We start from the raw sequence: 25,538 nt of genomic DNA, 5'->3' as shown, positions 1-25,538 counted from the left end.
TTACGAAGGTTTGTTGATAATGTCCAGAAATTCATTGGTGTGATACTGGATTTTCATCAGCATATAATCAATTTTACTAACGAGGATATTGTGGAAAATATAAGATAAAAACCCCACAATAAGACCAACGGCAGCTGGAGCCAAAGCTTTGTAAAAGTCTGTAGCCAAAGCATTTTGTGCAACCAATGTTGTAGATTTGGACAAACCTCCAAAAGTGGAAACCAAAATCAAAATGCCTCCCAACAGGCCTAGCATAGGTGCCGCGCCAGAAAGAGTAGCCAGGAAACTCACATTTTTTTCTGCGTTATTCAGTTCTATTTGAGCCTGTGTTTCCATAGCATTGGCAATTTCGTTTACGGGGCGCCCAAGTCGGGAAAGACCTTTTTCTACACTGCGGGACTCCGGTGAGTTGTCCCTTCTGCAAAAATCCACAGCAGATTGGATCCTGCCGTCATTCAGCAAATCATTCACGTTTTTTAGCAGATAAGGGTCAACTTGGTTTTCCCGGTTGAGAGAATAAAGTTTTTGAGCGAAAAAAACAATGGCTGCAATCCCAGCAAAGATCAGAATCATAATAAGGGAGACGCTTAGTAAGCCTCCGCTAAATAAAAATTCCCAGATAGAAATACTCTGTTTTGCCATAGTTTTAATTTTGTATTTAACCTTTCAAATTTAAGCATTAACTAATGACTTTTCCGAATGGATCCGCCAATATTTTAAGAAAAGTAGCATTTGCAAGTTTTAGAAAACGATTCTGTAAGTACCTTTAGAAGATACATTGGCAGGCTCTGCCTTTACATATTGTTTTACCCAGCCTGTTGCGGTGTTGATGACACAGGGATCCGAATTGCCACTTTGCCGCCTTGCCGAGATAACTTTACCTGATCTATCTACGGTGTAGGAGATAGTGATACTTCCGCTGGCAGAGCAGTTTTGGCTTGGTTGTGCGCCACCGCGCCCCATCGTTCCGGGGATAAAGCCAGTCAGTTTTCGATCGATGCCAATAAGGCTGTTCCCATCGCCGTCGCCGCCCAGTGGATCGCCATAATTTCCGGGCCCTGAACCATTTCCCTGAGATCCAGATTTGGTGCCGCGCCCCTTCAGCAGGTTGCCGATGGCAGCGTTTCCGCGCCCGTCACCAGATGCGTTTTCTTTTTTGATCTCACCTTTTGCATTGGTATTTCCTTTCACATTTTTGGAAGAATTGGCAATGGCCGGTGCATTGGCTTTATCGTTGGATTCTTTACTGGCAATCGGCGGATTTTTTGTCCTGGTAGGCGTTGGGACAACATTATCCGGGATGTTTTTGTCCGTAAGGTCTTTAGAGGTTTTCGCCACCTCTGCCACTACTTCTTTTTCCTGTTTTTTCTCAATGAGTGGAGCCGGACTGCCTTCTTCGGCTTTTGGCTCTTCTGCGCCTTTACCATTACGGTTGTCACCATAATTGATGCGCATTTCGGTAAGGTCTACAGGGATAATCTTCTCGCTGTTCAGTGCTGTTTTTTTATGGGTTTTGATTAATAATCCTGGGATGAAAAATAGTATAGAGAATAAAAGAATACCCGCCACCACAGCTTTGGTGAGGGTAAAGTCATAATGCTTGCGAAACGCATAAGCGCCGTAAGCCTTGTGACGGTCTTCGAAAACAATATCATCCAGATCCTGATACATCAATCAATAGTCATTTTATCGTTACAATAGGATTATAACGATTTGTAAATATAAATATTATTTTTTGGAAAGGATTACTCGTCTACCTCGATATCGTCCTGACGGAAATTACACTTCAATTTGAATGGGATGGGTTCATCTGCGCCGGTGTAGAAATCTGTGATGTTGCCAGTCCAGCACAGCTGCAGTTCTCCATCTTTATCTTCAAAATTAAGATTGTTATCAAAAAGAAAAGCTTCTTCATCGTCAAAAAGATCAACTTCTGTATAAGTGTCATCATCCGTATCTTCTATATGAAAATTTTGCCCGGCCAGCTCTGACACGGTAATTGGGTAATCGAACACATTAAGAGAAAGCTGTGGAAAATTGTACTGTAGCGAGTCATCTTCTACATGATCCAAAGAATCATCGGTTAAAATTTCTACTTCTAAAAAATTCTGGGTATTGCTGTAAACCGATTTGCAGTAAGTACTCTTAATGTAATACTTGAGTGTCTCCTCTGGATGGTAGATCTTTAATATTCCTTTCATTATAAGGATAATAAGTTGTAAATAATTGTTTTATTAGTGCATAACAAAGATAAAAAATAGAATGATTGGGAAAAATTTTTGATTATTATTTTTATGAGTTGTTCTGTTGCGGGGAGGATAAAATAAAATAATACCTATATTTACAGTACAAATTTTCTGTTTTTACAATGAATTCCTTTTTTAAATTTTTTCTCGCATTAATCATATTTTCTTTCATATTTTCTTGCAAAAAAGAAGATTCTCCAATGCTTACTGCAGGCAATATTATCAAGTCTCCGGATCTAGACTCGATCGCAGCCAATTACTACGAAGGTTATCTCAAGTTTTATCCGCTGGAAGCCACGTCACAAGGCGATAACATATATAATGACCAGTTGCCCAACAATATCAGTCAAGCCTTTATAAAAAAGGAAATTGCATTTTACAATTCTGTACAGAACCAGTTGAAATTGGTAGATTACAACGGTCTTAGTGATGATAAAAAAGTAGTGTATGACGTGCTGGAATATACCATTATTGACAAACAAGAACGTTACGCCTATCATCCCGAGTATATACCATTCACCCAATTTTCGGGCTTGCCGCTAGATTTTCCCATGTTGGGCAGCGGTTCTGGCATTCAGCCTTTTAAAACAGAGAAAGATTATCAAAATTGGCTGAGCAGGATAGACCAATTCCCTGTTTGGATGGATACGGCGATATCCAATTTTCGTGCAGGGATTGTCAACAACGTGGTTTTGCCAAAGTCTTTGGTTCTGAAAATGATTCCGCAGTTGAGAGCCGAGGAAATCACAACGGACAATTTTGATAAAAATATTTTTTACGGACCGGTTAAAAACCTTCCGAAAGATTTTACGCCAGTCATCGCCAACAAATATTCTAAGCTTTATCAGGATGCCATCAAGAACAAGCTGATTCCTGCCTATCTTAAAATGGCTGATTTTCTGGAGAATGAATATCTGCCAAAAGCAAGAACCACTGATGGATACAACGCGCTTCCCAATGGTGCCAATATCTACAGTTATTATGTAAAAAGCTGGACAACAACGGATAAAACACCGGAAGAAATCCACAAAACCGGCTTAGCAGAAGTAGAAAGACTGAGGAACGAAATGGAAAAAGTAAAAACGCAGCTTCATTATAAAGGATCGCTGGAGGAATTCCTAAATTTTGTAAAAACAGATCCCAAGGCCATGCCTTACAAGAACTCTGCGGAAGTGCTGGCTGGGTTTCAGTCGATTTTGGATAAGATTACGCCCAAGTTGGAGACGATGTTTAATGTAACACCCAAAACACCTTTTGAGATTAGGCAGACCGAGAAATATAGAGAAGCTAGTGCCAGTGCGGAGTATATCCAAGGTAGTCCGGATGGCAGCCGTCCAGGGATTTTCTACATTCCAATTCCCGATCCTAGGAAATTCAATGTAGCATCAGGCATGGAGTCTTTGTTTCTGCATGAGGCGATACCAGGTCATCATTATCAGATCTCTTTGCAGCAGGAGAATACCAAACTGCCAAAATTTATGAGGTTTGGATGGATTGGCGCTTATGGCGAGGGCTGGGCGCTCTATTGCGAATCTCTGGGTCCGGAATTTGGCCTTTACACCGATCCTTACCAAAAAATGGGATCCTTGAGCGATGAGATGTTACGGGCAGTACGCCTAGTTGTAGACACCGGTTTGCACACTGGTCAAATGACACGCGAGCAGGCAATAGAATACTTTCTAAGTAATGTGGCTTATGACGAAGCCGGGGCTACCGCTGAGGTAGAGCGTTATATGGCAATGCCGGGGCAGGCACTCAGCTACAAAACCGGCGCGATGAAAATCCGCGAACTGAGAAACAAATTCCAGAAACAGCTGGGAAGGAGGTTTAACCTTGCCGCATTTCATGATGAAGTCCTCAGCCAAGGATGCCTTCCTTTGGAAATCCTGGAAAGGAAAATGGATCTCTGGGCTAAACATATAGTAAAACCGGCTAAAAAAAATTAACTGAAACTAATTACTTTTCAAAAAGCATTTTTGTTAAAAAGTCGTTTTCTCTGTTTCCGCGGGCAGGAGAATATTCACGGCCGTAGAAAATAATCTGAAGGTGTAGTTTGTTCCAGACCGCTTTTGGGAAAAGGTTTTTTGCATCTTTTTCTGTCTCAGTCACGTTTTTTCCGGAGGTTAATTTCCATTGCGTCATCAGCCTGTGGATGTGGGTATCTACAGGAAATGCAGGAAAACCAAAGCCTTGGCTCATAACAACCGATGCTGTTTTGTGACCAACGCCGGGCAGCTCTTCCAGCTCTTCATAAGTCTGTGGCACAACAGAATGGTGTTTTGCGACCAGCAATTCAGCCATTCCTTTCAGGTTTTTAGCCTTAGAATTAGAAAGCCCGATTTCTTTGATCAGATTTTTAATCTGCTCCACACTCAGCTTGGCCATTTTCTCGGGTGTATCCGCCACAGCAAAAAGTGCAGGCGTTATCTGGTTGACTTTTTTATCGGTGGTTTGAGCAGAGAGCGCTACCGCAACCATCAGGGTATAAGGGTCTTTGTGATCCAACGGAATGGGGACTTCTGGATAAAGTTTTTCCAGTTCTTCCTGTACGGTTTTTGCCCTTTGCTTTTTTGTCATTTTGATGCTACATTTGTGGTACAAAAATATAAATTATGTTACAGGTTGGCGATACACTTCCTCAGTTTGTTGGGGTTAATCAGGATGGGAAAACCGTGAATTCTGATGATTTTAAAGGTAAAAAACTCATCATCTATTTTTATCCGAAGGCCAGCACGCCCGGCTGTACAGCAGAAGCTTGTAACCTGAGGGACAATTATTCTCTGCTAGAAAAGGACGGTTATCGGCTTTTGGGGGTGAGTGCAGATTCGGTGAAACGGCAGAAAAATTTCAGTGAGAAAAACTCTTTGCCATTTGATGTCATTGCGGATGAAAACCATAATATTATCAACCAATTTGGGGTTTGGCAGCTGAAAAAATTCATGGGCAGGGAATTTATGGGAATTGTGAGAACTACCTTTGTTTTTGACGAAAGAGGAATCTGTACCAAGGTGATCGACAAAGTGAAAACCAAGGATCATGCAGTACAGATTCTGGCATAATCACTTCACAGGGATCCAAATCTCTTCTTCGGCAGAGTCACTAGTTGGGTTATAATCATCGCCAAAGATTTCAAAATGGGGCCTGTCATCAATTTCGATATGATGCTCCGGAATGAATGTTTGGAAAATATACCTGAACAATTCCGGACCACTATCGGCTTTGCCTTTGTACTGGAAAACCAAGTATTTCCCACCATTCAATTCAAATGATTCAAACTCTTGAGGAACATGGTCAAAATCAGAAACTACAGTCAAAGCATATTTTTTGAACTTCTGATCCGGCGTAAATTGATTAGGATAGATTTGCAGCGAGAATAATTGCTGGGAAATCTGGTTGGGGATTTCGTTTCTTCTCATCATAAATTTTTTCCAGATAACAGGTGTTTTGTCATCATTAAAAGAAGTTGTGATGCTGAATCCAATCAATTTCTTAGATCCAATAATCTCAATGCGGTAAGGTAGTTCCATTATGACGCACTTAGTTTTCGTAATACATTAGCTCCGCATCATCTTCCGGGATTTTCACCATTTTAATATACTTGAGGCCTAAGCGTTCTATTAATTTTTGAGAAGAAAAATTGTCTTTGGTTGTAATGGCAGAGATTTTATCTATGCCGAACTCTTCAGCAGCTGCTTGTTTTAACTTGGATGCAGATTCGTAAGCGTAACCTTGGCCTATATAATTATGAAGAAAGGAAAAACCAATATCCACAACATCCAAGCCTTCTCTTTCAAAAATGCCAACAGCGCCAATTTTAGCTTGATTTTCTTTGAGAATGACCACATAATTTCCAAATCCTAATTTCTGGAATTGTGGCAGAAACCTGTTGGTAATATATTTTTCTGCATCTTCCTTGGTCCTGAGTTTACGGTCTCCGATATATTTTATGAAGGAAGGCATATTGTAGAGTTCCAGAAAAAAGTTGGCGTCCGTAACTTCTGCAGGTTTCAGGATAAGGCGGTCTGTTTCAAAAGTTTTCATTGATTTTTATTTAAGGAACGATAACAGTAAAGATGTAAGCAAAGAGATTCACCAAGAGAACTACACCATAAAGAACGTTGGTCTTCCCGCGGTTGAGTGAGAGCATCACAGTGAATAATGACAAGGCAAGCAGAATCATAGACTTGATGTCTAAGCCTAAAACCAACGGTAAATCAAAAATAATACAAACAACCGCAACACAAGGGATTGTAAGGCCAATACTGGCCAATGCAGAACCCAATGCAAGATTAAGGCTGGTCTGGAACTGGTTTCTTCGGGCTGCCTTGATGGCAGCAAGGCCTTCCGGAAGCAGAACGACCGCAGCAATTATAACCCCAACCAACGATTTTGGAGCGCCAAAACTGTGTACCATGTCTTCTATCTTTGGAGATAAAGCTTTTGCCAGAAATACAACTACGCCAAGGCAGATGATCAGAAAAATTAAACTCGTAATGCTTGCGGACTTCGTTGGAGGATCTGCATGAGGTTCATTATCATTTTCCGGTAAAAAATAGTTGCGGTGCCTCACGGTTTGCACCATTAGAAAAGTACTGTATATTACTAGGCACGCAACAGAAAAAAATACCAACTGCACTTTGCTGAAAGTTGCTGAGGACTCGGTGGTGGTATAATTAGGAAGAATCAAAACCATGACGACAATGGCTACCAAACTAATGAGTGCCATGTTGCCGGATGTTCTTGCAAAAAACTGCTCTTTGAATTTGATACCGCCCACCAAAAGACACGCTCCCATGATCCCATTAAGGATTAACATGATAGCTGCAAATACTGTATCTCGGGCCAAAGTATCCGTTTCTTTTCCGCCGGCAATCATTAATGAGATAATTAATCCAACTTCCAAAATTGTAATGGCAATAGCAAGAATGATGGTGCCAAATGGTTCTCCCACTTTGTGTGCCACAACTTCTGCATGGTGCACAGCTCCCAGAACAGAGCTGATTAGAAAAACGCCGCCTAACGCCGCCAATAAAGGACTGTCATCTGTAACCCCCAGTAAATAATAGATTACTGATAGAACTGGGAAAATGTAAGACCAGTGAAATAAAGACCGTAAACTCATAAAATTGATTTCTCTAATGTACAAAAATTTAACTTGTGCTACCACAACAAAAAATCCACCAATTAATGGTGGATTATGTAAAAATAGTGTGATTGGTCTTATTTTACCAAAGTCAACTCGCTGATAATTCTTGTAGCACCGGCATATTTGTCGATCACCCAAAGCACGTAACGAACATCCACATTGATGGTTCTTTGCAAGTTTGGTTCAAAAACAATGTCACCGCTTAAAGCCTCACTGTTACCATCAAAGGCCAGACCAAGAAGGTTTCCGTTTCCGTCGATAATTGGCGATCCAGAGTTACCGCCTGTAATATCATTATTGGACAGGAAGTTGATTGGCATAAAACCTTTCTTATCGGCATATTGCCCATAATCCTTTTTCTTGGCAAGATCCAAAACTTTTTGAGGAAGGTCAAACTCTTCGTCGCCCTTTTTATATTTGGCAATCATCCCATTGATATCGGTGTAGTAATTTTCTTTGATGCCTTTGTAGTTTCTGTCATCTCTTTTTGGTAAAGTTTCTACTGTACCATAAGTTAGCCTCATTGTAGAATTGGCATCCGGATAGAATTTTCTTTCTGGTTGTGCTTTTCTAAGACCGTCTAGGAATAATCTGCTGTTTTTAGCAAAATTCTCATCAATTTTAGCATATTTTTCCAAGCCTAATTTTTGATCTTCAACAATGCCGTTGGCAAATTGTCTCAGCTTATCTGAATCAATTTTTAAACGGTCGGGGTTTTCCACAAAGAGAAGTGCCGACTTTTTATTGGCAAAAATAGATTCGTAAGCCAATGTTGATAATGTGCTGACATCTGCTGCGGCAATCGTTGGAGAAGCTACATCTTTAGCTACTTTTGATTTGTAAAGTCCAGCCAGGGAATTCAGCATTTCGCCTTCTACATTATCATGGAAGCCATCATAAGATTTCTCTACCGCGTCCAATACCTTTTGCTTCATGGCTGCCTTTCCGGCATCATCCTGATTAGCGTAGGTTTTGAACAAACTTCCCAACTGATAAGCAATACCAATATAATGTGCATTTCTTTGCATGATAGAACCATAGTTGCGCTCTACGTTTCTTGCAGAGATCTGCTGATAATAAGTCTTGATGTCTGGCAATACGTTGGAGTAAGTACTTTCATTAGCAGATTGTGCTGCCCATTGATTGTAAATTTCTTCGGTTTTCTGTTTTTCACCTACAGTTCCGTTTTTCTTAACGGCATCTATAGTCCCGGCTCTGTTTTTCCAATAGTTGGCAACGCTGGCGTACTGGGATGCATAATCCAATTGAGTCGCTTTATCTTTGTCCATGTACTTTTTCATCACATCCATGGCTACTTTAGATGCTTCTACCCAAGCCGGATAATCTTTGTTTACCATCTGCTCTATACCATAGGACGTTAGGTAACGGTTCGTTCTTCCTGGGTAGCCTAGGATCATCGTAAAATCACCAGGTTTATAACCTTTTAAGGAAACAGGTAAGAAATGCTTAGGTTTTAGCGGTTGGTTGGTTTCAGAATATTCTGCAGGATTATTATTGGCATCTGCATAAACGCGGAACACCGTGAAATCTGCCGTGTGTCTTGGCCACTCCCAGTTGTCGGTATCTCCACCAAATTTACCCAATGATGATGGTGGTGCACCTACAAGACGGATATCTTTGTAATCTTGATAAACAAAATAGTAGAACTCATTCCCGTTAAAGAAATCCTTTACTACAACAGTGTATTTTCCGTTTTCGGAATTTTCTGTCTGAATCGCTTTATATTCAGCGTCTATAACAGCTTTTCTGTCGGCTGCAGACATATTGTTGTTCAGTTTGGCGTTGATTCTGGCAGATACGTCATCCATTCTAACCAAGAATCTTACATAAAGATCTTTCGCATTGAACTCTTCATTGGGTTTCATAGCCCAGAAACCATTTTTCAGGTAATCTTTCTCTGGCGTAGACGCAGCGGCAACAGCATCAAAACCACAATGGTGATTGGTAAAAATCAAACCTTGGTTGGAGACAATTTCACCTGTACAAAAACCGCCAAAACTTACGATGGCATCTTTTAGGCTGGAATGATTTACAGAATAGATTTCTTCTGGTGTAAGGTGCAAACCTTCTTTTTGCATATCTACACCATTCAGTCGTTTTACAAGCATTAGAAGCCACATGCCTTCGTCAGCTCTCATTTGTGCATAACCCATGATCAGGGTCAATACCAAAAATATTTTTTTCATTGAGAATATTATTTTGTCGCTAATTTACTGATAATTTTAAATCTAATGGTACGGATTTGGTTAAGACATTGGCTAAATCACACTTTATGAAAGTTTTAAAATCAATTGGGAATTTGTCATTAATCCTGTTTTTTGCAGTCTCTTGCAAGACATCTAATAAAGATAATAAAGGAATAATGGAGAATATCAACAGAAAATGGATGTTGGTTGAATATAAAGATTTTACCAAAGAAGAGCTTACCAAGCTGGGAGCTAACATGGATTTGACAACAATGAAAGATTCCCCCAACCGTTACACAGCAAAAATGGGCTGCAACGGGATGTTTTTTAACGCAGAATTTAATAAAGGGAAAGCTAAATTTTCCGGCGTAGGCTCTACAATGATGTATTGCGAGGGTAGGATGAAGCTGGAAGAGCAGTTTGGGAAAGATTTACCTAACATGAGCCAATACAAGATAGAAGGTCATTTTCTTAACCTGTCAGGAGGTGATGTTACCATGAAGTTTGTTGCTGCAGACTGGGATTAATGTTAATCAAATCATTATTAGTAAAGATCAAAATCAATTAAAAAATATATTATGAAAAGAAGTGCAAAAGCTGTGTGGAAAGGCACAGTAAAAGAAGGTAACGGAGTTCTTTCAACACAAAGTACAGTATTGGACAACACCCAATATTCTTACAAAAGCAGGTTCGAAGATGGTGTAGGAACCAACCCAGAAGAGTTACTGGCTGCAGCCCACGCCGGATGTTTTACAATGATGACGTCAGCCTTGTTAACAGAAGCCGGATATACCCCCGAAAAACTGGAAACAGACTGTAAAATCAGCTTTGTTGATGGAAAAGTAACCTTGTCTGAATTAACACTTACGGCTAAAGTGCCGGGTATATCAGAAGATGATTTTCAGAAAATTGCCAAAGATGCTAAGGAAAAATGTCCCATCAGCATTGCTTTCAGTTTTGAAAAGACATTGACGGCAACTCTTGAAAATTAAATTGCTGTAACCTGTTTTAATTAACATTCTACAATGGTAGGAGATGTTATTATTTAGCGTCTTCATATTAGTTAAATCAGAATCCCGAATTGAAAACCAAAGATTTCCTTTGGTTTTTTTTATGGAAAATAGTATCTTGTCAAAATCAGAAAACAATAGATTTTAATGTTAGAAAAGAAAGAACATCAGTATGAGACTGCGGTTTTGGTAGGCCTTGTCACCCAACACCAAGATGAAGATAAACTGAAAGAATATATGGACGAGCTAGAGTTTCTGGCGTATACAGCCGGAGCTACTGTAGACAAAAGATTTACGCAAAAGCTTACACAGCCAGATTCCAAGACATTCGTAGGAAGCGGAAAGGCTTTGGAAATCAAAGAATATGTTAAAGAAAATGGGATAGGTACCGTTATTTTTGATGATGAGCTGTCTCCTTCGCAGCTTAAAAACCTGGAGCGCGAGATGGAAGTTAAAATCTTGGATCGTACCAACCTTATCCTTGATATTTTTGCCCAAAGGGCGCAGACTTCTTACGCCAGGACGCAGGTAGAATTAGCGCAATACCAATACCTTTTGCCAAGGTTGACCAGAATGTGGACCCACCTCGAGAGGCAGAAAGGCGGTATCGGGATGCGTGGTCCCGGTGAAACGGAAATTGAGACCGATAGAAGGATCATCCGTGACAGAATTACTCTGTTAAAGGATAAGTTGAAAACCATCGACAAACAGATGGCGACACAGCGTAATAACCGTGGGAAAATGGTGCGCGTTTCCCTGGTGGGTTACACCAATGTTGGCAAATCTACGCTCATGAATGCTCTCTCAAAATCTGAAGTTTTTGCAGAGAATAAGCTTTTTGCAACGCTGGATACAACGGTACGGAAAGTCGTGATTGGTAACCTTCCGTTTTTGCTGACCGATACAGTTGGATTTATAAGAAAGCTACCTACTCAGCTTGTGGAGTCCTTCAAATCGACTTTGGACGAGGTACGCGAAGCGGATCTTTTGATCCACGTGGTTGATATTTCGCATGAGAGTTTTGAGGATCATATTGCATCGGTAAACCAGATTCTTCAGGAGATTGATGCGCATCAAAAGCCTATGATTATGGTCTTTAACAAGATTGATGCATTTGCTTATGAGAAAAAGGACGAAGATGACCTTACGCCGTCATCTAGGAAAAATATTTCTTTAGATGAATGGAAAAAAACCTGGATGGCCAAATCAAAATATCCAACAGTTTTTATCTCGGCTTTAACCAAAGAAAATTTCCCTGAGATGAAGAAAATGATCTATGATGAGGTTCACAATATTCATATTTCCCGTTTCCCATACAATGATTTCCTCTTCGAATATTTTGATGACGAGGAAGTTTAATTAAAAAAGAAAAGACCACTATCTAATAAAATCAAATGGAATTATACTATTCATTTTCTGTTCTTATTGTTCTGGCCTCATTATTTGCTTATATCAATTACAGGGTTCTCAAGCTTCCCAGCACAATTGGGATTATGGTGATTGCCATTATTGTCTCGGTCACTTTGGTTGTTTCCGGAGATAATTTTTTACCCAAGACAACCAGCCACTTAACCAAACTTATCAACAGTTTTGATTTTACAGAAATACTGATGGGCGCTATGCTTAATTTTCTGCTTTTTGCTGGCGGTATTCATGTGAATATCAAGGATTTGAAAGAGCAGTTTGGCCCGGTTGTTATTTTTTCTACTGTAGGTGTTATTATTTCCACGTTTGCCGTTGGGTTTGGGACTTATTATCTTTTGCCGTTAGTTGGTGTCAATATTCCGTTGATATACTGTATTGTTTTTGGTGCATTGATTTCCCCTACAGATCCAGTGGCTGTTCTAAGTATCCTGAAACAGGCCAACGTGACCAAATCCCTCGAAACCAAGGTTGCGGGAGAATCGTTGTTTAACGACGGTATGGCGGTTGTTGTATTCACTGTGGTGTTGCAGATTGCCATAGGAAAAGAATTTGACCTTAATGTAGAAAATGTGGGATTACTTCTGCTTCGCGAAGCGGGTGGCGGTTTGCTGCTGGGTGTATTATTAGGGTTTTCGGCTTCCAGAGCCATGCGGATGGTAGATGATTATATTATATCTGTTTTAGTAACCTTGTCGGTGGTAATGGGCGGTTATCTGGTAGCGCGAGAAATGCATATCTCCGCACCTTTGGCAATGGTAGCAGCCGGGCTTTTCATGGGGAATTTTAATGTCCGGTTCAAGATGAAGTCCGAAACTCAGGATTATCTGATCAAATTTTGGGAACTGATTGATGAGATAATGAATGCAGTTCTTTTCTTGTTCATCGGATTCGAGCTGTTGCTAATCAAAGATCTGAATGAATACCTTGTCGCAGGTGGCATTTGTATTTTAATTGTACTAATAGCGCGTTGGATCGCCATTTTTGTTCCTACCAAGTTTATGGCTTTTAAGTATCGGTTCAGTCCGCAAACGGTGAAAGTCTTGGTTTGGGGAGGTATCCGTGGCGGTGTTTCTATTGCCTTGGCTTTATCAATCCCGGTGAATGAATACAGCCAAATCATCATCAGTATTACGTATTGTGTTGTTGTTTTTTCTATTGTCGTTCAGGGGCTTACCATTGCCAAAGTGGCTAATCCCAAGAAGATCGCCAAAGAAGAAAAAATTATGGAAGCCACGGAATGATTTAATTTATAAATTCAGTTATACCCCAAGATTAAGGGAGTAAATTATCACAAGGAGAGAGAGTGGCTTCAAGTTTTTGATCAATGATGTTTTTAAAGTTTAGATGATGGATTATTTTTGGGTAAGGACCATTTTGCATTATTCCATGCATCTGGTTGTTCCGTTGGGTTTGGCGTATCTCTTCTTTCCGACAAATTGGAAAAAAGCCTACTTCATCATGTTGGCAACCATGTTGGTAGATGCAGATCATTTGTTGAGTACACCCATGTTTTCATCCCATCGGTCAAGTATCAATTTTCATCCGCTGCATACCTACTGGGCAATGGGAATTTATGTCTTGCTTTTATTTTTCCGAGGTGTGCCCAGGATGTTGGGAATTGGACTTTTATTTCATATGTTTACAGATTGGTTAGACGCGCTATGGCTTTAGAAAATTAAGCTTTTTTTAAGCCTAAATTAAGTTTGTTTTTATACCAATTTCAGAAAATTTGCATATAAAATAAAAGTTGAAAAATAGAAGTGGAAAAATCAAGACAGATATTTCAGACCGATAACAAAAAACGCTGGCGCAATGTAAAATGGAGCAGCCGGCTGATCATTTTTGTCATATTATTACTCATCGCATCATTGGTGTTGATGATGAACTTGGATCGTAATCCGCAACTTCCTTTTCATGAGGATTACAAAGCTATCATCACAGCTACAAAACCCTATTTGCAGGAGAATAAAATCTCTAAGGAGTACCGCGGTTTTCGGAGTTTTATCCATTCCAAAAAAATGGAAACCAATGTGGAAAAAATTGAGCGGGCCAGGGCGCAGCGTCTTAAAAATCAAACCAAAGACTGGAATCTTTTTCCTGGTGGGATAAGATCAGCATTTTATGTGGCATGGGATCCCCAATCCCTCATGTCATTACGCCGGAATATCAAGAATCTAAATTTGGTTTTTCCAGAATGGTTTTTTATAGATCCCAAAACCGGTGACGTTAAAAACAACGTAGATCCCGAGGGTTACAAAGTGATCAAGAGAACCGGTGTTGCGGTAATGCCAATCCTGAGTAACAACTACAATCAGGAATTCCATTCCGAGGGGATAGGTAAAATTTTGGGAGATCCAGTCAAACGCAAAGCTTTGATTAATAAAGTGGCTGCACAGTGTCTCAAATATCATTTCAAAGGAATCAATATTGACTTTGAAGATCTTAACCTAAGTTCTGACCAGATTCTTATCGATTTTATGGCTGATCTTTCAGCGGTCTTCAAGCAGAATAATTTGCTGGTTTCTATGGATGTAATGACGGATAATGATGACTATAATATCAAAAAACTAGATCCCTATGTAGATTATTTTGTACTGATGGCCTATGACGAGTATTCTGCAGACAGTGATTCGGGCCCTATTTCTTCCCAGAAATGGATAGAGCAGCAAACCGATAAAATGGTGAGCAAAACAAGTCCTTCAAAAATAATTTTGGGTCTTGGGGCATACGGTTATGATTGGAGCAGTAATAAAGATCAAAATACCTCTGTTACCTACATGCAGGCGATAACCAAAGCCAATGCCAGTAAATCTGTAATTAATTTTGATGACAATACCTTTAATCTTAATTATTCGTATAAAGATAACAATCAAAATACGCATACTGTCTTTTTCAATGATGCAGCTTCTATCTTCAATACCATGCGTTTCTCGTCAGAATATCCGTTGGCAGGAACGGCACTTTGGCGTTTAGGTAGTGAGGACAGCCGGGTGTGGACTTTCTATAACAAAGATATGACGACCGCCGGTCTCTCAAAAATCAACCTGAAAAGTCTTGGCAATGTCAAGGGTCAAACAATGGTAGATTACATTGGCGAGGGAGAGGTTTTGGATGTTCTTAATACGCCGCATGATGGTAAGATTGCAGTAGAAATCGATCCTAACGAGAAGATTATTACCGATGAAAATTATCTGTCCTACCCAAGTTCTTATGAAGTAAGAAAATACGGTGCGGCACCACAAAAGGAATTGGTTCTCACCTTTGATGATGGTCCCGATGAGACTTACACGCCACAAATCCTGGACATCCTATCAAAATATCATGTTCCTGCGACTTTCTTCTTGGTTGGTATCAATGCAGAGAAAAATCTTCCACTTGTAAAGAGGATTTTTAAAGAAGGTCACCTGATTGGCAACCATACCTTTACCCATGAAAATGTTGCTAAAGTAGATCCTAAAAGAGCTTTGCTGGAGCTTAAACTTACGCGTCTTCTAATAGAATGTGTAACCGGGCACAGTACAATACTCTTTCGGGCGCCTTACAATGCGGATTCTGAACCAACCACGCCGGAGGAGATTATTCCTGTTGCATTGGCGCGCCAGCAAAACTATCTGGATATTGGTGAAAATATTGACCCCGAAGACTGGCAACCTGGCGTAAAAGCTAATCAGATCATTTCTAGGGTTTTGGATGGGATAAAACACGAGCGAGGCAACATTATTCTACTGCATGATGCCGGTGGAGATACAAGAGCAGAGACCGTAAAAGCCTTGAAAGTGTTAATTCCTATGTTGCAAAAACAAGGTTATCATTTTACGGATCTTACCAGTATTCTGCACAAAAACAGGCAGGAGCTCATGCCAGCCATTCCTAAGACCAAGGCTTACTATGTGATGCAGCTTAACCTATTGTTAGCTACCGTAATCTATTGGATCAGCCACTTCTTAGGTGCATTATTTTTGATATTCATCGCTTTGGGCTTTTTGCGCCTTTTGATTATGATTTATTGGGCAGTAAGTGAGCATAGGAAAGAAGAAAAATTGAATAAGCTTCCTATGATGGATTCTTATCCCAAAGTGTCCATTATTGTACCTGCTTATAACGAGGAAGTCAATATTGTATCGTCACTCAAAAATCTTTTGCATCAGACTTACCCCAACTGTGATATTGTTTTTGTGGATGATGGCAGTAAAGATCAAACTTTGGAAAGGGTTAACGAGCACTTTTCTTCGGAAAAACGTTTAACGATACTCAGTAAAAGCAATGGCGGTAAGGCTAGTGCACTTAATTATGGGATTGCAAGAACCGATGCCGAATATGTTGTCTGTATTGATGCCGATACCAAACTGGAAAAAGATGCGGTAAAATACTTGATTGCCAGATTTTTGAATGCAGGCTCTGATGAGAATATTGCGGCTGTAGCGGGGAATGTAAAAGTTGGTAACCGTGTGAACTGGCTTACAAGATGGCAGGCGATAGAATATACAACCAGCCAAAATTTTGACCGTTTGGCATATGCTAATATCAATGCGGTTACGGTAATTCCCGGTGCTATTGGAGCATTTAGAAAGGCGGTGATACAGGAAGTGGGTGGCTACTCCGGCGACACATTAGCTGAAGATTGTGATTTAACCGTCAAGATTCTGAAAAAAGGGTACAAAGTAGCCAACGAAAACCGTGCAATAGCGGTTACAGAAGCACCAGAATCTGTAAAACAGTTCCTGAAACAGCGCTTCCGATGGACTTATGGTATTATGCAAATGTTTTGGAAACAACGGGAAACCTTCCTCAACCCTAAGTATAAAGGGCTAGGGCTTTGGGCGATGCCTAATATTCTTATCTTCCAGTACATTATCCCCATGTTTTCACCATTGGCAGACTTAATTATGTTCTTTGGGATTTTGTCGGGTAACGGCAGCAAAATTTTTGTTTACTATCTCATTTTCTTGCTGGTAGACGCATCGTTGGCTTTATTAGCCTTTATCATGCAAAAACAAAAGTGGACCGATTTGTTTTACATTATCCCACAAAGATTTGGGTACAGATGGCTGATGTACATTGTCCTTTTCCGCAGTTTGCGCCATGCCCTGCGTGGTGAGATGCAATCCTGGGGATTTCTGAAAAGGACAGGTAACGTAAAGGAACTAACAGACTAGGATCTTGCAGATTTCATTTTATGATGCATAATGCGGGCAATGTTCAAAGCTCTTGCGATGGCGTTTTCCGCATTTTCACCTTCAAAATTGTCATGTACGGTTTTTTCCCAAACCTGTAGCCATCTGTTGAAGTGTTTCTCTTCCATGGCAGCTACCTCATTTATTGGGAAATGTTTAGCCATCGGCTGACCATCGTAAACAGGATTTCCCAAGAGGATACTTTCCCAGAAATTGTACATTTTTGGAAGGTGTTTCGCGAGATCAATTTTAGCAACATCTGTAAAAAAGAATCCAATAAGATGGTCTTGTACAATGCGGTCATAGAATTCTTTAACCAAAAATTCTACATCTTCACGTTTTGTAATATCATTCATAAGCCGATATTTTTGTCAATCAAAGTTATTGCTTTTTGCATCAGCGCAAAATAAGATTAATGTCAGTTTTTAACGGGAAACCTTTAATTTTGCAAAATGGATCTTGATTTCTATAAAAAGCAGGCTTTGCAAAAACAGAAAGAACACCGCAAATTTTTGGATGGACTCAAAAAGAAACCACCTAACAATCTGGATTATTTAGTCTTAGAAAAACACGAGGAAACTTTCGAAGAAATTGATTGCCTCAGTTGTGCCAATTGCTGCAAAACCACCGGCCCGCTTTATACAGAGAAAGATATCGAGCGAATATCAAAGCACCTCAGGATGAAAGCGGCGGATTTTGAAGCTAAATTTTTGAGGATAGATGAGGACAATGACAAAGTTTTACAAAACCTCCCTTGCTTTTTTCTGAATGAAGACAACACCTGTTCAATTTACGATGTCCGTCCAAAAGCCTGTAGGGAATATCCACATACCGACCGAAAGAAGATCTACCAGATCAATAACCTGACATTAAAAAACACGTTGATTTGCCCCGCCACTTACGTTTTTGTAGAAAAATTGAGAAAAGTTCTTGAGAATAATCATTCCCAAATTTCTCCCAAAAATCTTAGAAGATCTTAATTTTAACATAATCTGGTTTGGTGTTTGAGATTATTCTTTAAAAAATCAGATATTATGAAAAAGTTAATAGTAACAGGGTCGTTGCTTATGTTTGGAACTTTTCTGATGAAAGCCCAGACAACCAAACAGGATAACCTGAGATCAGCAGCAGAAAAAAACCTGAAGTCTACAGAGTTTAAAATGGATACATTCTCACAAAATAGAGAGTTATTGAGAAAAACAGACACTGCCTCTTTTAATCAAAATCAAAAACTACAAAGGGATCTTAGAAATGATGTAGAGAAACCTAAAGATGGCCCTAATAATGAAGCTGTAAAGCCCACGCAACCTGCGCCTGGGCGAATGGAATAAAAAAAGGAGCATTTACTTTGCTCCTTTTGCTTTATGCTTTCCAGTCAACCACTGCTTTGATAAAAGCTTCGGCATTTTCAACAGGAATATTCGGTAAAATCCCGTGTCCCAGGTTGACGATGTACTGGTCTTTCCCAAAACGGTCAATCATCTCATGCACCATTTTCCTGATGGTTTCCGGGGTTGAGTGTAATCTTGACGGATCAAAATTCCCCTGCAAAGTCACCGCATTATTTGTAAATTTTCTTGCATTTTCAGGCGTGATGGTCCAATCAACACCTACTGCAGAAGCTTTCGACTTTGACATCTCATCAAGCGCAAACCAACAGCCTTTCCCAAAAACCACAACGTGTGTTAGCGGTGCTAAAGCTTCTACAATCTGATTGATGTATTGCCAAGAAAATTCTTGATAATCTGCCGGGGAAAGCATCCCGCCCCAAGAATCAAAAACCTGAACCGCAGAAACGCCTTTTTCCACTTTTCTTTTCAGGTAAGCAATCGTGGTATCCGTTATTTTCTGTAATAATTTATGCGCCGCTTCGGGCTGTAGAAAACAAAATGATTTGGCAATGTTAAAATCCTTGGAACCTCTACCTTCTATACAATAGCAGAAAATCGTCCAGGGCGAACCGGCAAAGCCAATCAACGGAATCTCATTGTCGAGTTTTTCCAAGGTCATTTCTATAGCATCAAAAACGTAGCCCAACGTGTCATTCACATCAGGAACAATCACGTTATCCACCTGTTCTGCCGTTCTAATAGGTTCATCCAGCCATGGTCCCACAGATTCTTTCATTTTGAAATCGATGCCCATTGCCTGCGGCACTACCAAAATGTCGGAGAACAAAATGGCTGCATCCAGAGGAAATCTCCTTATCGGCTGCACCGTAATTTCCGATGCCAGTTCCGGGGTTTGGCATCTTGTGAAAAAATCGTATTGGTCTCGCAGTGCGATGAATTCCGGCAGGTATCTTCCGGCTTGCCGCATCATCCAAACTGGCGGTCTTTCCACGGTTTCCCCGCGAAGTGCTTTTAAATATAGGTCGTTTTTAATCATTTTTATTAATTATTTGACTTGCGTCGAACCACTTTGTTAGGTTTTGGCGCCTTTATCCGCCTTCCACTCCCGCTTTTTTCTTTTTTTTCAAAAAAGAAAAAGAGCTCCGTTCAAGTCGGGGCGCGCTTCGCAAAATACAAGTTTAGCCTTTCAAATCACATCAAAATTGTCATACTGGATCTGTCGAACAATCTCTTAAAATCAAATTCAACAGATCCGATAATGTGTTTTTATGACTTGTAATTACTTTATTATCAGTTAGTTTTTTTAATTCCGAAGTCGTTGTGTTTCCAATAGAAAATATCTTATAGTCATCTAATGGATTGAACTTCGCAAAACTACGAACTCCGCTCGGACTAAAAAAAACGACGGCCTGATATTTCTCATCGATTTTTGGATAAAGGAGTTGAGTCTGATAAACAGGAATTTTTTTGTAACGGATATTTTGCAACGGCAACTGGTCATCCAAAACGTCTAACGCCAAATCGCCACAAAAATGCAGGAATTTCTCATTCGCAGAGTTGCCTGTAATAAATTCTGAAAGTTCGTGAGCGTTTTTGCAGAGTTTGTAAGCACCAAATCCGTTTTTCCTTAGCTCTTTTTTCGTTTGCGATCCCACTACATAAATTTTGTTATATGTTTTAGGAGTTGCAAAATTTTCATTCGGTAAAAAACCGTTAGAAAAAAAAGCCTTCACGCCATTCACACTGGTAAAAATTAAAGAATTATTATCTAAACCGAAAGGTTTCGTTTTGATGATTTCTGTGCCAATCACTTTTACAAAACCGAAGGACAATCCGGAAACCGTTCCCAGCTTCTCATCGATTTTTTCTTTTCTGATTGGTTTTGTAAAAAGGATTTTCATACTTTTAAGATGGCTTTGGCAACTTCGCACTGATAACACTACAATGAAAAAAATATTTTGACATTCTGCAATAATCTCAGCAACTATTTTTCCTGCGGAATAACAGATTGAATGTTGAAAAACTTTTTATAAAGATTTTTTGATTTCGTCCATCAATTCCCTGCCTCCGTTTTTAAGGATTTTTTTGGCTAGCTTTTCACCAAAGTGTTCGGAATCGTTCCAGTCAAAGATTTCATCCGTTTCGATGCAATCCTTGCCGTTCAAAGAGCATAGGGCACCCAAAAAACGGATTTGGCCATCCAGCATTTCTGCTTTTGCGCCAATTGGCGCGGTACATCCGCCCTCTAGTGTTCTCAGGAATTCGCGCTCGATGGCGGTACAGATCTCTGTTTCTTTGTGCGAAATGGATTTCAAGACCTGATTCAAATCAATATTGCTGGATAAACTCGCAATGGCAACAACGCCTTGTGACGGAGCTTGTAGTAAAAAAGGGATTGGCTCATATTTCACATCAAGATTCATCCTTTTTATTCCGGCCAAAGAAAAAATGGTAGCGTCTGCAATGCCGTCATCCAACTTCTTTAATCGTGTCTGCACATTCCCGCGGATATCTGTAAACTCGGTTTCGGGAAATTCTTTAAGCCAAAAGGCTCGCCTGCGCAGGCTGCTGGTCGCAATTTTCAGGACTTCCAAATCCAGTGGTTCCGCATCCTGATTCCTAACCAATACATCTTCGGAAAAGTCCCGTTCCAAAACGGCAGAGATCTGAATGTTGTGAGGCAATTCTGTAGGTACATCCTTTAAAGAATGCACGGCAACATCTATCTCGCTATTGAGAAGTGCAAGATCTAGGTCGCGTGTAAAAACGCCTGTGATGCCCAATGCGTAAAGTGGCTGATGAAGATTTTTGTCCCCCGAACTTACAATAGGAACAATCTCTGTTTCAAAACCCACGTGTTGTAATTTTGCTGCAACCTCGTGTGCTTGCCATAGGGCAAGTGGGCTATTTCTGGTTCCTATTTTGATTGTGTCCATCGTTGTCTTGTTTATGAATGTCAAGAATCTCTTCCATCAATTTTGTGATTTCTGTGGCGCGTAGCGGATTTTCAAGGATATATTTAGCGAACCGGTTGGTAATTTTCTGTACAAGATTGTTAGAAAGCTCCATGTCCTCAATTTTGGCATAATGAAACTTTTTATGAATATTATGCAATTCATTCTCCTCAATCTGTTTCAGAGAGTTTTTGAAATGGTTGATGTTGGGTGCCAGTTTGCGTTTTTTTTCCCATTCTGCAAATTCCTTTGCCATATCTCTAATGATGGCTTCTGCTTTTGGGATTTCCTTTTTGCGTTGCTCCATCGTTTCTTTGATCGTTTGTGAAAGCTGATCCACATCAATCAATGTTGTGCTGTCCCATTTGCCAATTTCTTTCTGGACATTATTTGGTATCGATAGATCGATGACCAACATCTCCTTATCTTTCGGAAAATTGCTTTCGTCAATAATATATTTTTGGGCGCCGGTGGCCACAATCAATACATCGGTCTGCTTCAGTTCTTCTGGGAAAATATTAAAGTCGATTTGCGGGATTTTATATTTATCGGCAATTTTTTCGGCTTTTTCAAAAGAGCGGTTGGCAATTTTGATTTTTGGCTGATAAATGTGCTTTACCAGATTTTCAATCGTGTTTTGGCCAATCTCGCCTACACCCAATAGAAGAATGTTTTTTTCGTGTATGCGCCTGGTGTTGTTCAATATATAGTGGACGGCTGCGTAAGAAACCGACGCTGATCCTGTGCTGATCCCTGTTTCGTTTTTGATTCTTTTCGATATTTGGATGGCTGAATTGATGGCCCGCTCCAGATAAGGGTTAGAAAAATCTTTGTATTTCTTGAAACGGTTATAGGCGTTTTTAATCTGGGAAACAATCTCAAAATCACCAATAATCTGGCTCTCTAATCCGGCTGCCACACGGAAAAGATGAAAAAGGGCATCCTCTCTTTGCAGTACATTAACATATTGCAAAAATTCTGAAAGACTTACACCAACCGTGTTGCAGTATAATTCGGCAATGTGCAGATAGTTTTTTGTAGTGGAGTAGATTTCTGTCCTGTTGCAGGTAGACACTACAAATGCATCGCCGTAGCTCTGCTCGTGGATTTGGTTAACAAAAGCCTTGATGTGTTCATCAAAAAAGGCAAAACGGCCGCGCGTCTCAGCGTCGGCTTTTTCGTAACTGATACTTAGAACCGCGAAATCAGAAGTTTGGTGAAATTTATTACTATTAGTCATTTTGCAACTGCAAATTTACAATTTTTTAATACAAGAATTCTAAACAAAAATTTTTGCCGATAAAAGGCTTAAGAACATTGGTTTCTTTTGCTGGATTTTTAAATATTATTTTGATATTTAAGATGATTTTGAGTTGTTACAACCATCAATAATTTTTAATTTTTTACAAAAAAGCATGATAAATTTTAATAAAATTTTAACCAAATTATTTTCAATTCAACAAACAGAGTCATCCTAAATTTATATCTTTGTAAACTTAACAATTATCGAAGGAAATGGGTTTATTGGATATGTTCACGCAAGAGATTGCGATTGACTTAGGAACAGCGAACACGCTTATTATACATAATAACAAAATAGTTGTGGATCAGCCATCTATCGTTGCGATAGAGCGTTCATCGGGCAAGCCGATTGCGGTTGGTGAGCAGGCCAAACATATGCAGGGTAAAACCCACGAAGATATAAAAACAATCCGACCCCTAAAAGATGGGGTGATTGCAGATTTTCACGCTTCCGAGCATATGATTAAGGAATTCATCAAACAAATTCCTGGGATCAAAGGAAAGCTGTTCCAGCCGGCGCTTAGGATTGTGATTTGTATACCATCCGGCATTACCGAGGTTGAGAAAAGAGCCGTTAGAGATTCTGCTCAAAAAGTAAATGCTAAAGAAGTCCGTTTGATTTATGAACCAATGGCGGCCGCTATAGGTGTTGGGATTGATGTTCAGAAGCCGGAAGGTAATATGATTATCGATATAGGTGGTGGAACAACCGAGATCGCAGTGGTTGCACTTGGTGGTATTGTTTGTGATAAATCTGTGAAAATTGCAGGGGATGTTTTCACCAATGATATTGCTTATTACTTAAGAACACACCATAACTTGTACATCGGAGAAAGAACGGCGGAAAGGATTAAGTTAGAAGTTGGTTCTGCGGTAGAGGAGTTGGATGTTCCTATTGATGATATTCCCGTTCAGGGTCGTGATTTGATCACTGGTAAACCAAAAGAAATCATGGTTAATTATAAAGAAATTGCCAAAGCTCTTGATAAATCAATCATCAGAATTGAGGATGCAGTAATGGAAACACTTTCCCTTACGCCACCGGAATTGTCTGCGGACATCTACAAAACCGGAATTTATCTTGCTGGTGGTGGCGCCTTACTAAGAGGTTTGGCAGATCGTCTTCACAGGAAAACTGGGTTGCCAGTTTTTGTAGCAGAAGATCCGTTGAGAGCGGTTGTAAGAGGAACTGGTATAGCGCTCAAAAATATGGACAAATTCAATTTCTTAATCAAATAAATTATTTTCAAAATTGATGGGGCTTAAATGATGGTTGCTATAGTACGATCATTTACAATTCATCACTTATCATTTATAACTTAGATGGGTGCTTTGCTGAGATTTTTTTCTAAGAATGCATTGTTTGTGTTCTTTATATTCTTACAACTGGTTTCAGTTGTCCTTATTTTCAGCAAAAATGCCATGCAGCAAAGTTTTTTGGCAGCCAACACGGCGGCCTTCAATTCATGGGTTTCGGGCTACATTGATGAAGGGACCTCTTATTTGAAATTGAAGCAAATTAATGAAGATCTCGTTGGCCAAAACAAGGCTCTTATGAAACAGCTTTACGGTAAAGAAAAGCTGGATAAACCAATGTTCCGTAGAGTTTATGATACAATCGGAGGTGGCCAGATCTATACCTTTGTGGATGGGGAAGTTGTGTTTAACAGCATCAACAGGAAGGACAATTATTTCACAATCAACCGAGGTCGTTTGCAGGGCGTAGGATCCAAAATGGGTGTGATTGCGCCTAAAGGCATTGCCGGAATTGTTATTAATACAACCGATAATTATTCACTGGTGCAGTCTATTTTGAGTATGAATAAAATCAAAATCAGTGCAGCGCTTAAAAAATCCGGCTACTTTGGTACACTATCCTGGAAAGGTGATGACTCTAGAACGATGTCTTTGTCTGATATTCCCAAATATGTACCTCTTAAAGTTGGCGATACCGTTGTGACGGATGGCAAATCTTCCATTTTCCCTGCCGGTATAATGGTGGGTACTGTAGCCGGATATCAGGTAGACAGCAAAACTGGTTTTTGGGATGTTTCTGTAGAACTGAGTGAAAAAGTAGGCAAACTGAGCACGGTGTATGTGGTAAGGAATCTAAAAAAAGCCGAGGTACAGAAAATTGATGACACGTTAAAAGCACAGATTAAAAAAGATGGTCAGTAGAAATATATTTTCCGATTTACTTTTGATTGCACTGCTAACGGCAATACAGATTTTTGTGCTGAACAGGATTGCATTGTTTGGGCAATATATTCCGGTACTTTATCCTGTGTTTGTAATGTTCTATCCGTTTTTCCGTAATCAATTTCAGTTTTTGGCCTTGAGTTTTATATTGGGATTGTGTGTAGATGCATTTTTGGGAACTTGGGGCATCAATGCTTTTGCAACTACGGTTATTGCTTACTTCCGAACTCTAATTTTTAGAACATCTACCGATACCACCACCGATTTTTTCTCTTTCCAAAGCATTCAGTGGACTCAGTTTTTATTTTTTATATTAACTAGTATTTTTATTCATCAGTTCTTGGTGCAATACGTAGAATTCTTTAAATTCAACAGAGTTTTTGATATTTTGCTGAATGTGGTAATTACCAGCCTTATTTCGTTCGTATTTATACTGGCTTATACATTAGCATTTAAAATTAAACAAAAGGTTTAATCCATTTTTACCATATAAAGGAGTTTGAGTTCGCTCCCAAAAGATTCA

At 39.7% G+C, this 25,538-nt stretch carries 26 protein-coding genes; 13 read left to right on the top strand and 13 right to left on the bottom strand.

The window, feature by feature from the left end; genetic code table 11:
- From AC00Y6_RS02380 to AC00Y6_RS02370, 3 genes are all read right to left on the bottom strand, one after another.
- A complete protein-coding gene (locus AC00Y6_RS02380) occupies nt 1–642 on the bottom strand; it encodes a MotA/TolQ/ExbB proton channel family protein (protein WP_474489013.1) in 642 nt (213 codons plus the stop codon).
- Nucleotides 643–741: 99 nt separating this feature from the next.
- Nucleotides 742–1,671, bottom strand: a complete 930-nt coding sequence (locus AC00Y6_RS02375; RefSeq protein ID WP_474489012.1) for a ferric siderophore ABC transporter substrate-binding protein — start codon at nt 1,669–1,671, stop codon at nt 742–744.
- A gap of 74 nt (nt 1,672–1,745) precedes the next feature.
- Nucleotides 1,746–2,201, bottom strand: coding sequence for a hypothetical protein (locus AC00Y6_RS02370; protein ID WP_474489011.1), 456 nt, complete (start codon nt 2,199–2,201; stop codon nt 1,746–1,748).
- Between the two features lie 167 nt (nt 2,202–2,368).
- Between AC00Y6_RS02370 and AC00Y6_RS02365 the strand changes: the two genes are divergently transcribed.
- Nucleotides 2,369–4,192, top strand: a complete 1,824-nt coding sequence (locus AC00Y6_RS02365; RefSeq protein ID WP_474489010.1) for a DUF885 domain-containing protein — start codon at nt 2,369–2,371, stop codon at nt 4,190–4,192.
- 10 nt (nt 4,193–4,202) lie between these two features.
- Here the strand turns inward: AC00Y6_RS02365 and nth are convergent, their stop codons facing one another.
- Entirely contained in the window at nt 4,203–4,823 is a 621-nt protein-coding gene (gene nth, locus AC00Y6_RS02360) for an endonuclease III (protein ID WP_474489009.1), read from the bottom strand.
- A 35-nt stretch (nt 4,824–4,858) separates the two neighbouring features.
- Between nth and bcp the strand changes: the two genes are divergently transcribed.
- The gene (gene bcp / locus AC00Y6_RS02355; RefSeq protein WP_474489008.1) at nt 4,859–5,305 is read left to right on the top strand and encodes a thioredoxin-dependent thiol peroxidase; all 447 of its coding nucleotides are present in this window, start codon (nt 4,859–4,861) and stop codon (nt 5,303–5,305) included.
- Here bcp and AC00Y6_RS02350 read toward each other — a convergent pair whose 3' ends face one another.
- The 4 genes from AC00Y6_RS02350 to AC00Y6_RS02335 all read right to left on the bottom strand — a co-directional run bounded on the left by AC00Y6_RS02350 (nt 5,306) and on the right by AC00Y6_RS02335 (nt 9,599).
- Nucleotides 5,306–5,773, bottom strand: a complete 468-nt coding sequence (locus AC00Y6_RS02350) for a GyrI-like domain-containing protein (RefSeq protein ID WP_474489007.1) — start codon at nt 5,771–5,773, stop codon at nt 5,306–5,308. It lies immediately after the preceding gene.
- Nucleotides 5,774–5,783: 10 nt separating this feature from the next.
- Nucleotides 5,784–6,287, bottom strand: a complete 504-nt coding sequence (locus AC00Y6_RS02345) for a GNAT family N-acetyltransferase (RefSeq protein ID WP_474489006.1) — start codon at nt 6,285–6,287, stop codon at nt 5,784–5,786.
- A gap of 10 nt (nt 6,288–6,297) precedes the next feature.
- Nucleotides 6,298–7,368, bottom strand: a complete 1,071-nt coding sequence (locus AC00Y6_RS02340; protein WP_474489005.1) for a calcium:cation antiporter — start codon at nt 7,366–7,368, stop codon at nt 6,298–6,300.
- Nucleotides 7,369–7,466: 98 nt separating this feature from the next.
- Nucleotides 7,467–9,599 carry a S46 family peptidase gene (locus tag AC00Y6_RS02335; protein ID WP_474489004.1) on the bottom strand — a complete coding sequence of 711 codons (2,133 nt, stop codon included), beginning with the start codon at nt 9,597–9,599 and terminating at the stop codon, nt 7,467–7,469.
- An 86-nt stretch (nt 9,600–9,685) separates the two neighbouring features.
- Here AC00Y6_RS02335 and AC00Y6_RS02330 point away from each other — a divergent pair, with 86 nt between their 5' ends.
- The 6 genes from AC00Y6_RS02330 (at nt 9,686) to AC00Y6_RS02305 (ending at nt 17,190) form a co-directional block, all read left to right on the top strand.
- Nucleotides 9,686–10,126: an META domain-containing protein gene (locus AC00Y6_RS02330; protein WP_474489003.1), complete on the top strand. Its 441-nt coding sequence runs from the start codon at nt 9,686–9,688 to the stop codon at nt 10,124–10,126.
- Between the two features lie 51 nt (nt 10,127–10,177).
- The gene (locus tag AC00Y6_RS02325; protein WP_474489002.1) at nt 10,178–10,591 is read left to right on the top strand and encodes an OsmC family protein; all 414 of its coding nucleotides are present in this window, start codon (nt 10,178–10,180) and stop codon (nt 10,589–10,591) included.
- Nucleotides 10,592–10,756: 165 nt separating this feature from the next.
- Nucleotides 10,757–11,968 carry a GTPase HflX gene (gene hflX, locus AC00Y6_RS02320; RefSeq protein ID WP_474489001.1) on the top strand — a complete coding sequence of 404 codons (1,212 nt, stop codon included), beginning with the start codon at nt 10,757–10,759 and terminating at the stop codon, nt 11,966–11,968.
- 35 nt (nt 11,969–12,003) lie between these two features.
- A complete protein-coding gene (locus AC00Y6_RS02315) occupies nt 12,004–13,275 on the top strand; it encodes a cation:proton antiporter (protein WP_474489000.1) in 1,272 nt (423 codons plus the stop codon).
- A 103-nt stretch (nt 13,276–13,378) separates the two neighbouring features.
- Nucleotides 13,379–13,705 carry a DUF6122 family protein gene (locus AC00Y6_RS02310; protein ID WP_476589233.1) on the top strand — a complete coding sequence of 109 codons (327 nt, stop codon included), beginning with the start codon at nt 13,379–13,381 and terminating at the stop codon, nt 13,703–13,705.
- 89 nt (nt 13,706–13,794) lie between these two features.
- Complete coding sequence (locus AC00Y6_RS02305; RefSeq protein WP_474488998.1) at nt 13,795–17,190, top strand: trifunctional glycoside hydrolase family 18/polysaccharide deacetylase/glycosyltransferase family 2 protein; 3,396 nt, start codon at nt 13,795–13,797, stop codon at nt 17,188–17,190.
- On the opposite strand, the gene AC00Y6_RS02300 is transcribed toward AC00Y6_RS02305, so the two are convergent.
- Nucleotides 17,187–17,564 carry a group III truncated hemoglobin gene (locus AC00Y6_RS02300; RefSeq protein WP_474488997.1) on the bottom strand — a complete coding sequence of 126 codons (378 nt, stop codon included), beginning with the start codon at nt 17,562–17,564 and terminating at the stop codon, nt 17,187–17,189. The two genes, AC00Y6_RS02305 and AC00Y6_RS02300, sit on opposite strands and share 4 nt — an antisense overlap.
- 96 nt (nt 17,565–17,660) lie before the next feature.
- Between AC00Y6_RS02300 and AC00Y6_RS02295 the strand changes: the two genes are divergently transcribed.
- Together AC00Y6_RS02295 and AC00Y6_RS02290 are read left to right on the top strand one after the other, a co-directional pair.
- Nucleotides 17,661–18,188 (top strand): YkgJ family cysteine cluster protein, encoded by a 528-nt coding sequence (locus AC00Y6_RS02295; RefSeq protein ID WP_474488996.1) that lies wholly within the window; start codon nt 17,661–17,663, stop codon nt 18,186–18,188.
- 54 nt (nt 18,189–18,242) lie between these two features.
- Nucleotides 18,243–18,539 carry a hypothetical protein gene (locus AC00Y6_RS02290; protein ID WP_474488995.1) on the top strand — a complete coding sequence of 99 codons (297 nt, stop codon included), beginning with the start codon at nt 18,243–18,245 and terminating at the stop codon, nt 18,537–18,539.
- 31 nt (nt 18,540–18,570) lie between these two features.
- Here AC00Y6_RS02290 and hemE read toward each other — a convergent pair whose 3' ends face one another.
- The 4 genes from hemE to hemA form a co-directional block, all read right to left on the bottom strand.
- Nucleotides 18,571–19,596 (bottom strand): uroporphyrinogen decarboxylase, encoded by a 1,026-nt coding sequence (hemE, locus tag AC00Y6_RS02285; RefSeq protein ID WP_474488994.1) that lies wholly within the window; start codon nt 19,594–19,596, stop codon nt 18,571–18,573.
- A 169-nt stretch (nt 19,597–19,765) separates the two neighbouring features.
- Nucleotides 19,766–20,461 (bottom strand): uroporphyrinogen-III synthase, encoded by a 696-nt coding sequence (locus tag AC00Y6_RS02280; protein WP_474488993.1) that lies wholly within the window; start codon nt 20,459–20,461, stop codon nt 19,766–19,768.
- Nucleotides 20,462–20,587: 126 nt separating this feature from the next.
- Nucleotides 20,588–21,496: a hydroxymethylbilane synthase gene (gene hemC / locus AC00Y6_RS02275; RefSeq protein WP_474488992.1), complete on the bottom strand. Its 909-nt coding sequence runs from the start codon at nt 21,494–21,496 to the stop codon at nt 20,588–20,590.
- Entirely contained in the window at nt 21,465–22,754 is a 1,290-nt protein-coding gene (gene hemA, locus AC00Y6_RS02270; protein ID WP_474488991.1) for a glutamyl-tRNA reductase, read from the bottom strand. The genes hemC and hemA overlap by 32 nt, the downstream gene beginning before the upstream one ends.
- Nucleotides 22,755–23,029: 275 nt before the next feature.
- Between hemA and AC00Y6_RS02265 the strand changes: the two genes are divergently transcribed.
- From AC00Y6_RS02265 to AC00Y6_RS02255, 3 genes are all read left to right on the top strand, one after another.
- A complete protein-coding gene (locus AC00Y6_RS02265) occupies nt 23,030–24,055 on the top strand; it encodes a rod shape-determining protein (RefSeq protein ID WP_076783084.1) in 1,026 nt (341 codons plus the stop codon).
- 84 nt (nt 24,056–24,139) lie between these two features.
- Nucleotides 24,140–24,994: a rod shape-determining protein MreC gene (gene mreC, locus AC00Y6_RS02260; RefSeq protein WP_474488990.1), complete on the top strand. Its 855-nt coding sequence runs from the start codon at nt 24,140–24,142 to the stop codon at nt 24,992–24,994.
- A complete protein-coding gene (locus tag AC00Y6_RS02255; protein WP_474488989.1) occupies nt 24,984–25,490 on the top strand; it encodes a rod shape-determining protein MreD in 507 nt (168 codons plus the stop codon). The genes mreC and AC00Y6_RS02255 overlap by 11 nt, the downstream gene beginning before the upstream one ends.
- The last annotated feature ends 48 nt before the right edge of the window (nt 25,491–25,538 follow it).

The organism is Epilithonimonas sp., assembly GCF_056329745.1.
The sequence above is the reverse complement of the archived record's forward strand: the minus strand, read 5'-3'. Positions and strand labels throughout refer to the sequence as shown.

Coding starts and splice junctions, on each gene's coding strand:
- hflX (WP_474489001.1), top strand. CDS start 10,757: ATGTTAGAAAAGAAAGAACATCAGTATGAGACTGCGGTTTTGGTAGGC.
- AC00Y6_RS02255 (WP_474488989.1), top strand. CDS start 24,984: ATGGTCAGTAGAAATATATTTTCCGATTTACTTTTGATTGCACTGCTA.
- AC00Y6_RS02310 (WP_476589233.1), top strand. CDS start 13,379: ATGATGGATTATTTTTGGGTAAGGACCATTTTGCATTATTCCATGCAT.
- AC00Y6_RS02345 (WP_474489006.1), bottom strand. CDS start 6,287: ATGAAAACTTTTGAAACAGACCGCCTTATCCTGAAACCTGCAGAAGTT.
- hemA (WP_474488991.1), bottom strand. CDS start 22,754: ATGACTAATAGTAATAAATTTCACCAAACTTCTGATTTCGCGGTTCTA.
- AC00Y6_RS02340 (WP_474489005.1), bottom strand. CDS start 7,368: ATGAGTTTACGGTCTTTATTTCACTGGTCTTACATTTTCCCAGTTCTA.
- mreC (WP_474488990.1), top strand. CDS start 24,140: ATGGGTGCTTTGCTGAGATTTTTTTCTAAGAATGCATTGTTTGTGTTC.
- AC00Y6_RS02290 (WP_474488995.1), top strand. CDS start 18,243: ATGAAAAAGTTAATAGTAACAGGGTCGTTGCTTATGTTTGGAACTTTT.
- AC00Y6_RS02265 (WP_076783084.1), top strand. CDS start 23,030: ATGGGTTTATTGGATATGTTCACGCAAGAGATTGCGATTGACTTAGGA.
- AC00Y6_RS02350 (WP_474489007.1), bottom strand. CDS start 5,773: ATGGAACTACCTTACCGCATTGAGATTATTGGATCTAAGAAATTGATT.
- AC00Y6_RS02375 (WP_474489012.1), bottom strand. CDS start 1,671: ATGTATCAGGATCTGGATGATATTGTTTTCGAAGACCGTCACAAGGCT.
- AC00Y6_RS02300 (WP_474488997.1), bottom strand. CDS start 17,564: ATGAATGATATTACAAAACGTGAAGATGTAGAATTTTTGGTTAAAGAA.
- AC00Y6_RS02325 (WP_474489002.1), top strand. CDS start 10,178: ATGAAAAGAAGTGCAAAAGCTGTGTGGAAAGGCACAGTAAAAGAAGGT.
- AC00Y6_RS02370 (WP_474489011.1), bottom strand. CDS start 2,201: ATGAAAGGAATATTAAAGATCTACCATCCAGAGGAGACACTCAAGTAT.
- hemE (WP_474488994.1), bottom strand. CDS start 19,596: ATGATTAAAAACGACCTATATTTAAAAGCACTTCGCGGGGAAACCGTG.
- AC00Y6_RS02365 (WP_474489010.1), top strand. CDS start 2,369: ATGAATTCCTTTTTTAAATTTTTTCTCGCATTAATCATATTTTCTTTC.
- AC00Y6_RS02315 (WP_474489000.1), top strand. CDS start 12,004: ATGGAATTATACTATTCATTTTCTGTTCTTATTGTTCTGGCCTCATTA.
- AC00Y6_RS02335 (WP_474489004.1), bottom strand. CDS start 9,599: ATGAAAAAAATATTTTTGGTATTGACCCTGATCATGGGTTATGCACAA.
- AC00Y6_RS02380 (WP_474489013.1), bottom strand. CDS start 642: ATGGCAAAACAGAGTATTTCTATCTGGGAATTTTTATTTAGCGGAGGC.
- nth (WP_474489009.1), bottom strand. CDS start 4,823: ATGACAAAAAAGCAAAGGGCAAAAACCGTACAGGAAGAACTGGAAAAA.
- bcp (WP_474489008.1), top strand. CDS start 4,859: ATGTTACAGGTTGGCGATACACTTCCTCAGTTTGTTGGGGTTAATCAG.
- hemC (WP_474488992.1), bottom strand. CDS start 21,496: ATGGACACAATCAAAATAGGAACCAGAAATAGCCCACTTGCCCTATGG.
- AC00Y6_RS02330 (WP_474489003.1), top strand. CDS start 9,686: ATGAAAGTTTTAAAATCAATTGGGAATTTGTCATTAATCCTGTTTTTT.
- AC00Y6_RS02280 (WP_474488993.1), bottom strand. CDS start 20,461: ATGAAAATCCTTTTTACAAAACCAATCAGAAAAGAAAAAATCGATGAG.
- AC00Y6_RS02295 (WP_474488996.1), top strand. CDS start 17,661: ATGGATCTTGATTTCTATAAAAAGCAGGCTTTGCAAAAACAGAAAGAA.